General features: G+C 70.3%; 4 protein-coding genes and 1 pseudogene. 2 read left to right on the forward strand and 3 right to left on the reverse strand.

Annotated features, from left to right (window positions below):
- Positions 1-471, reverse strand: a pseudogene (locus tag AX669_RS06985) (hypothetical protein); the annotation flags it as partial.
- Positions 472-646: 175 nt separating this feature from the next.
- Between AX669_RS06985 and AX669_RS13015 the strand changes: the two are divergent.
- Together AX669_RS13015 and AX669_RS06995 are read left to right on the forward strand one after the other, a co-directional pair.
- Complete coding sequence (locus AX669_RS13015; RefSeq protein WP_082740673.1) at positions 647-1,669, forward strand: 1-acyl-sn-glycerol-3-phosphate acyltransferase; 1,023 nt, start codon at positions 647-649, stop codon at positions 1,667-1,669.
- 191 nt (positions 1,670-1,860) lie between these two features.
- Positions 1,861-3,201: a class II 3-deoxy-7-phosphoheptulonate synthase gene (locus AX669_RS06995; RefSeq protein ID WP_062257471.1), complete on the forward strand. Its 1,341-nt coding sequence runs from the start codon at positions 1,861-1,863 to the stop codon at positions 3,199-3,201.
- Positions 3,202-3,278: 77 nt separating this feature from the next.
- On the opposite strand, the gene pknB is transcribed toward AX669_RS06995, so the two are convergent.
- On the reverse strand, positions 3,279-5,300 hold the full coding sequence (pknB, locus tag AX669_RS07000; protein WP_062257469.1) for a Stk1 family PASTA domain-containing Ser/Thr kinase: 2,022 nt from the start codon (positions 5,298-5,300) through the stop codon (positions 3,279-3,281).
- A gap of 49 nt (positions 5,301-5,349) precedes the next feature.
- On the reverse strand, positions 5,350-5,914 hold a 565-nt coding region (locus AX669_RS07005), incomplete at its 5' end, for a lytic transglycosylase domain-containing protein (RefSeq protein ID WP_156444954.1).

A 5,914-nucleotide genomic window follows, 5' to 3' on the forward strand; every position in this document is an offset into this window, starting at 1 on the left:
CCCCGCCGCGACGAGCCACCACAGCGTGGCCGCCTCACGATCGAACAGGGTGAGGTAGAGCAGCCACACCGGCCCGAGGACGAAGCAGGCGAGCATGATGACGCTCGCCGGGTCACTGGTCTCGAACGGTGCGGGCTCAGGCGGGACGAAGGGTTCCTCGTCCAGGTCATCGAGATCGTCGTGGTCGTATTGACCTGCAGCGCTCCCAGCCTGCCCGTGAGGCGGCGGCGTCATCACCCATGGCTGCTCGTCCGGCATGCGCCACTGCGGTCGGAAGCCGGGTACAGGACCGTCGTCAGCCGGGGCCGGCGAGGCGGGCGTCATGGGCGTGGTCTCGTCGGATGTGGGCTCGAAGAGATCCCGGTGGGCGCCGCGGCGCGTCGCGGATTCCGACGCTGCGTCGAGGTCGAGATGCCGGGTGATCTGGGCGAACTCGGCGTCCCAGTCGCGGTCGCGGGGCTCGGTGCTCATCGCAGCGCCTCGCCGATGCGCGAGGTGGCCCGCCCGGGCGCGGACGTCGGTGGGCAGGTGCGGGGCCGGGTTCGCATGTGCTCATCCTGGCACGCTGCGTCGCCGTGGCGGCATGTGCAGGCCGGTGTGACCCAGTAGAGTGAAGCCGTCCTGCACCCCGAGAGGAAGACTTCCCGTGCTCTACTGGCTTCTCAAGAGGGTTCTCGTCGGGCCTGCGCTTCGAACGGTCTTCCGCCCGACGGTCGAGGGCCTCGAGCACATTCCCGACGCCGGCCCGGCGATCCTGGCGATCAACCACCTCTCCTATTCGGACTGGCTGTTCGTCCCGCTCGTCGTCGAACGCCGCGTCACGTTCGTCGCGAAGTCGGAGTACTTCACGACGCCCGGCGTCAAGGGGCGCCTGCAGAAGGGCTTCTTCTCCGGCACGGGTCAGGTGCCGATCGATCGCACGAGCGGTTCCGCCGCGGCCGGTGCGCTCGCGACCGGCAAGCGCATCCTCGCCGCCGGTGAGCTGTTCGGCATCTTCCCCGAGGGCACGCGCTCGCCCGACGGCCGTCTCTACAAGGGCAAGACCGGTATCGCGCGTCTCGCGCTCGAGAGTGGCGTGCCCGTCATCCCGGTCGCCGTCATGGACACCGACACCGTCGCACCTCCCGGCGAGAAGTTCGGCCGTTACGCGCAGCCGCACGTGCGCTTCGGCGCGCCGCTCGACTTCTCGCGCTTCGACGGCATGGGCTCCGACCGTTTCGTGCTGCGCTCCATCACCGACGAGATCATGTATGAACTGATGCTGCTGTCCGGCCAGGAGTACGTTGATGAGTACGCCGCGTCGCGCAAGAAGTCGGTCGGCGAGCGTGCCCGCTCCCTCGGTGAAGGCGCCGTGCAGGTGGCCAAGGAGATCCAGGGCAGCGCCACCGCGGCCCTCGAAGACGCTGCCGCCCGCCTGCCGCGCAAGGGCTCGGACAAGGACGGCAAGGACATCAAGAACAACGACGCGCCCGCCGGCGAGGCAGCCGACGTCACGGCCGACGTCGAGGACATCGCGGTCCACGACGCCGCTCATGACGCCCAGGCTCATGACGCCGTCACGATCGATGACGGCGAGACGTCCGTGTCCGTCGAGCGTGTCGAATCTGTCGAGCGCGTCGAATCCATCACGACCGACGGCGACGCAGCCGGCGCTCGCGACGCCGGCTGACGATCGCCGTCGCTGTACCGGGCATCGCCCTGGGCTCTCGGGACGGCGCGTCGGCCTGGCATCGCCGCCCGCGAGTCCGGCTCGCACGTCGCCCGTGATGTCTCACAGTCAGGGCCGATGTGCGCCATCGTGCTTCGACGCCTACGCTCGCTCGAGTGAGTACCACGCCCGAAACGCAGAACACCCCGTCCGTGCCCACGCGTCCTGTGGGTCTCGAGTGGCCGCAGTTGCCTGCCAAGCAGCAGCCGTCGTGGCCGGATGACGGTTCGTTGGAGCGCGTGCGCGAGACGTTGGCCACCTATCCGCCGCTCGTCTTCGCGGGCGAGTGCGACGATCTGCGCACCCGCCTCGCCGCGGCGTCGCGCGGTGAGGCGTACGTCCTGCAGGGCGGTGACTGCGCAGAGATGTTCGCCTCGGCGACGGCCGACAACATCCGTGACCGCGTCAAGACGATCCTGCAGATGGCTGCGGTGCTGACGTACGGCGCGAGCACGCCCGTCGTGAAGCTCGGCCGCATCGCCGGGCAGTTCGCCAAGCCGCGCTCGAAGGACACCGAGACGCGCGGCGACGTCACCCTGCCGGCCTACCGCGGTGACATGGTCAACGATTTCGCGTTCACGCCCGAGGCGCGTCGCCCCGACCCCGAGCGACTGCTGCAGGCCTACAACACGAGTGCGGCGACGCTCAACCTCGTGCGCGCGTTCACCCAGGGCGGTTTCGCCGACCTGCGCAACGTCCACGACTGGAACAAGGGCTTCATCGCCAACGCCGCCAACGCGCGCTACGAGAAGACGGCGAAGGACATCGACCGCGCGATGCGGTTCATGGCCGCCTGCGGGGTCGACTTCGACGCCCTGCGCGCCGTCGACTTCTTCTCGAGCCACGAGGCGCTGCTGCTCGACTACGAGCGTCCGCTGACGCGCGTCGACTCGCGTTCGGGCCGCCCGTACGCGACGTCCGGGCACATGCTGTGGGTCGGTGAGCGCACGCGCGAGATCGACGGTGCGCACATCGACTTCGTCTCCCGCGTGTCGAACCCGGTGGGCATGAAGGTCGGGCCGAAGGCCGACCCGGACGACCTGCTGCGCATCATCGACAAGATCGACCCCGAGCGTGAGCCCGGCCGTCTGACGTTCATCACGCGCATGGGCGCGGGCACGATCCGTGAGGCGCTGCCGCCCATCGTCGCGCGACTCAAGGCCGAGGGCGCGGCGCCGGTGTGGATCACCGACCCGATGCACGGCAACACGTTCGAATCCGCGAGCGGTTTCAAGACGCGTCGTCTCGACGACATCGTCGACGAGGTGCGCGGCTTCTTCGAGGTGCACGAGGCGGCGGGCACCGTCCCGGGTGGCCTGCACGTCGAGCTGACGGGCAACGACGTGACCGAGTGCCTCGGCGGCAGCGTCGAGGTGCGTGACGAGGATCTGGAAAGCCGGTACGAGTCGGCCTGCGACCCGCGTCTCAACCACCAGCAGAGCCTCGAACTGGCCTACCTCGTCGCGGAGATGCTGAGCGCTCGCGCGCAGTGACGTCCGTGTCGAACTGACGACGATGCCCGCTCGCCTCATGGTGGGCGGGCATCGTCGTATGTTCCGACGGTGCGCCGTCAGAAGCTCAGGGTGACGCTGCTCCCCTTGGGGGTGCGCGAGCCGCCCGACGGCGTCTGCGAGCTGACGGTGGAGCTGAGCAGCTCGTCGAGCCAGGACGCCCCGTCGACGTGGAAGCCCGCGTCCTCGAGGCGAGAACGGGCCTCGGCTGCCTTCATTCCGGTGACGTCGGGCACGTCGGCCATCTCGACGCCCTTCGAGACGCGCAGCGTGATCGTGTCCCCCGTCTTCACCTGGGTTCCGCTCGTCGGGTCGGTGCCGATGACCGAGCCGGAAGGAACGTCGGGGGAGAACTCCTCGCGCTTCGTGACCGTCAGGCCGCGCTCCTGCAGCGTCGTCGTCGCGTTTTCCTGTGTCTGCTTCGCCACGTCGGGCAGGTGGAACTCCTCCGGCCCCGAGCTGACGACGAGGGTGACGGTGGTGTCGTGACGGATGTGAGCGCCCGCCCCGGGAGAGACCGACAGTACCGTTCCCGCCTCACGGACGTCGTGCCGTTCGGTGTGCGTCACGTGGCCAAAACCCTCACTCTTGAGTTTGGCTTTAGCCTTGTCGCGCTGCAGGCCGGCCACGGCGGGGACGTCGACCATCCTCGGTCCGTTGCTCACGACGAGGGTGACGTCGGTGCCGCGACGATGGCTCGAGCCCTGCTCGGGTGAGGTCGAGATGACGCGGCCGGCCGGGACGGAGTCGGAATCAGCCAGCGTGACGCGCGTGTCGAATCCGGCGGAACGGAGGGTCGAAATGGCCTCACCCTGAGGTCGAGCGTTTACCTCGGGGATGTCGGTCGACGTCAGCGGCCCCACCGTCAGGGCGAGCGCGAGGCCGCCGGCAGCGATCGCCGTCGCGGCTGCGGCGACCCACGGCCAGCGACGACGACGGCGCGGGCCGCCCGCGGGTGTCGCGCCGAGCGTCTGGGTGGTCGTCGCCGGGATGACGTGCGTGTGGGCAGGGCGCAGCGCCGCGCTCCGGCCTTCGTCAGCACCCTGTGGGCCGGTCGGGGCACCGGTCGGCCTGCCGCCGTCCTGGCCGGTGGCTGGAATGGCACCAGGAGCGATCGTGCCCTCGACGCGATAGGCGTCCGGCGAGGCAGCCGGCACGTCGAGCTGGGCGGTTGGCGCGGTGACGTGGGCGGCCGGCGGGGCGGGGTGCCCCAGGGCCTCGGGCGTCAGCCGGGCGCGCGCGGCGTGCAGTTCGTGGGCGGAGGCGGTGGCGTCGGCCGGACGATCGGCGGGCATCTTGCTCGTCGCGCGGGTGAACCAGGCGTCGAGGGGGGCCAGGGACGCGTCAGCGCTCGAGGGTGGATGCGGCGCTTCGTGGACGTGGCGGTAGGCGACCTGGACCGGGGAGTCGCCGTCGAACGAGCGACGCGCCGTCAACATCTCGGCGAGGACGAGGGCGGAGGCGTAGACGTCGCCGCGCGGACCGGAGTGGCCGAATCGGGCGGGTTCCACCTGCTCGGGCGCGAGGTAGGAGGCGGTGCCGATGAGCATCTCGTTGTCGGCGCTCACGGACGAGCGCGCCGACGAGACGGCGCGCGCTAGACCGAAATCGGCGATCTTCACGACCCCGCGCGAGCTGATGAGGATGTTCTCGGGCTTGATGTCGCGGTGGACGAGGCCCGCGTGATGGGCGGCGCCGAGCCCGTCGAGCACCTGCTCGAACAGTGCGAGCAGCTCGCCGGTGGGGCGTCCGCCACGGTTGATGACGTCGCGCATCGTGACGCCGTCGACGAGTTCCATCGCGAGGAACACGACGTCACCGTCGCGCCCCTGGTCGTGGACGGCGACGACGTGCGGGTGGCTGAGCCGTGCGGCGGCGCGCGCCTCGCGCTGGAAGCGGGTGACGAAGGCGGGGTCGCGTGCGAGGTCGGCGCGCAGCACCTTGAACGCGACGTCGCGCTCGAGGCGTGTGTCGTGCGCGACGTAGACGCGCCCCATCCCGCCGTCGGCCAGGTGGCTTCTCACCTGATAGCGGCGTTCGATCAGCTGCCCGATGAGGGGGTCGGCTTGGATCGGCTCCACGAGCGCAGTCTAGGCGGCTCCGCGTGTGCGTCGGCTGTGCACGCCCGCGTCAGGAGAAGCGTTTCATGTGGGTATTGACGCTCGCGACGTACCGGCGGGTGTCGGGGTACATGCCGTGCGCGCGCACTGCTCCAAGACCTTGGTAGTAGGCGGCGATGGCCTCGTTCTGATCGTGCGCGTGCTCGGTGAGGAAGCGCAGCGTCACGACGCCGGCGGTGATGTTGTCCTGCGTGTCGAGCAGGTCGAGGTGGCGATGCACGATGGAGCCGGCCCACTGCCCGGTCGTGGGCATGACCTGCATCGTGCCGAGGGCGTCGCAGACCGAGACGGCGCTCTGCCGGTGACCCGATTCCTGCCAGCCGATCGCGAGGGCGAGCTTCGGGCTGACGCCGTAGCGCTTCGCGGTCGAGGTGATCATCGCGCGGATCTGCGCCTGCCCGGGCAGGTCGGCCGCGGCGAGCTGTCGGCGGTGGCGGTCACCGGAGGCGACGAGGGACGCCGGATAGCCGCGCGCCGCCGCTGTCCCGGCGTAGCGGACGACGTGCTTCGGCTTCGGGGCGTGCGTCGAGGGGCCCGGGTGCGGCGTGGCTGCGGGTTTCGTCGCCGGGCGGGTG

The organism is Dermacoccus sp. CCH2-D9, assembly GCF_001556795.1.
In the GTDB taxonomy this organism is placed as follows: domain Bacteria; phylum Actinomycetota; class Actinomycetes; order Actinomycetales; family Dermatophilaceae; genus Dermacoccus; species Dermacoccus nishinomiyaensis.